Consider the following 1,874-nt stretch of genomic DNA (forward strand, 5'->3'; position numbering starts at 1 on the left):
CTTCGACGCCACGGCGCCGATGTCCGCGCCGGAGGCGAACGTCGCCATCGCCTCGCGCACCCAGCCCGTGTCGGGACGCGCGTCGTTGTTGAGGAACGCCACGATCTCGCCGGAGGACTTCTCGACGCCGAGGTTGCAGCCACCGGTGAAGCCGAGGTTCGCGCCCGCGTCGACCAGCGTGAAGTCGAGCTCGGACGCCTTCAGCCGGCCGAGGTGTTCCGGACCGGAGCCGTTCTCGACGACGATGACCTCGAGGCGGTCCTGCGGCCAGTCCTGCTTACGGAGCTCCGCGATGCTCGTCAGGGTGTCGTCCGTGCCCTTGTAGTTCACGAGGATGACGGACACGACTCCCGGCTTGCGCTCTGTCACGCGGTTCCTCCAGCAGCTGCCGCGCGCCAGGCGCGGATCGACGGGTCGGCCGCGGGGTGCCGTCGGCCGATGACACCCTACAAGGCGCGCGCCCGCGCTCCCCTGTGATCACTGCCGATTCGTGCAGAATGGCTCGGTGACCGCGACCAGCATCCCGACCGCTCCCACGTCCTCCCCCCTGGCGGAGGACTACGCGGCGATCGCCGCCGGTCAGCACGCCGAGGGACCTCGCGGGACCGTGCGGTTCGCGGTCTCGACGGACGACACGACCGAGGGCAAGGGCGACCTCTACGTCGCGCTCGGGCTCGCCCGGGCGCTCCGGGACGCCGGGTGGGGCGTCTTGATGTGGCCGATGACCCGCTGGGCGGACCCCGTGCCGGAGGACACCGCCGTCGTGGTCGTCATGATCGAGTCCTTCGTGCCCGGCCGGGTGCCGCCGACCACCGCCCTCGTGGCGTGGGTGCGCAACTGGACGGCGAAGTGGGCGGCGTTGCCGTACCTCGACGAGTTCGAGGCGGTCTGGACCTCGTCGTCCGCCGCCCGCGACGCGATCGCCGAGCAGTACGACGGCCCGGTCGAGGTCGTGCCGATCGGTGTCGACACCGACCTCTTCACGACCGACCCCGACGCCCCGCGGAGCGACCGTGCGGTGGCGACCGTCAACTTCTGGGGCGTGCGACGCCACGTGCAGGACGTCCTCGACGAGGTCCGTCCGGCCGAGCCGATCGTCTGGTTCGCCGCGAACGCCGAGCACGTCGAGCCCTCGCCCGGCGTCGAGCTGCGGCCGATGGTCCCCTACTTCGCCCTCCCCGAGGTGTACCGGTCGGCGGCCTTCGTGGTCGACGACGTCATCGCGCCGGCGGCCGAGTACGGCACGCTGAACTCCCGCCTGTACGAGTCGCTCGCGGCCGGCGCCCTGCCCGTCACGGACTGCGCGCTCGGGCTCGAGGAGCTGGGTCTCGCCGACGTGCCGGTCTTCGACGACGCCGCATCGCTCGAGCGGGCGCTCGCGATGCCGGACGACGAGCGGACGGCGCTCGTCGAGCGGCTGCGTGGCGTCGTCCTGGCGCGCCACTCGTTCACGGCCCGTGCGGAGCAGGTGCGCCCGGTCCTCGAGGCCGCGATCGCGCACGCCCGCTCCCGGACCGGCAGCCGGTCGCCCTTCCTGCGGTGGGCGACGAACGAGCGCGAGGTCCTTCGGGTCGCCGAGCAGGAGCGCGACGTGCACCTGCAGGGCGTCCGCGACATCAACGAGCGGCTCGTCGTCGCCGAGGAGGCCGTCGCGTCGTTCGACGCCGCCCGTCGACGGGCCGAAGCGGAGCGCGACGCGATCGCGCGCGAGTACGACGCGCTCACCCGGTCGGCGGAGTACCGCCTGCTGCACCGCTTCGGCGGCCTCGCGCGCGTCGTGCGCGGACGCGACCACGGCTGAGCACGACGGACACCCCCGCGGCGGGCTGCCGAGCAGCGCGCGCACCGGACCCGGCCACGCACGAGACGGGAGG

2 protein-coding genes are annotated in these 1,874 nt (G+C 73.2%); one reads left to right on the top strand and one right to left on the bottom strand.

The annotated features are described in order from the left end of the window. Window positions 1-369: glycosyltransferase family 2 protein (locus I5E_RS21000; protein ID WP_148286829.1), on the bottom strand; the 369-nt coding region annotated here is incomplete at its 3' end. 136 nt (window positions 370-505) lie between these two features. On the opposite strand from I5E_RS21000, the gene I5E_RS02430 reads away from it, so the two are divergent. Beyond that, the gene (locus tag I5E_RS02430) at window positions 506-1,801 is read left to right on the top strand and encodes a glycosyltransferase family protein (protein WP_022905588.1); all 1,296 of its coding nucleotides are present in this window, start codon (window positions 506-508) and stop codon (window positions 1,799-1,801) included. Window positions 1,802-1,874 lie beyond the last annotated feature (73 nt).

This window comes from Curtobacterium sp. B18, assembly GCF_000333375.1.
Lineage (GTDB): Bacteria > Actinomycetota > Actinomycetes > Actinomycetales > Microbacteriaceae > Curtobacterium.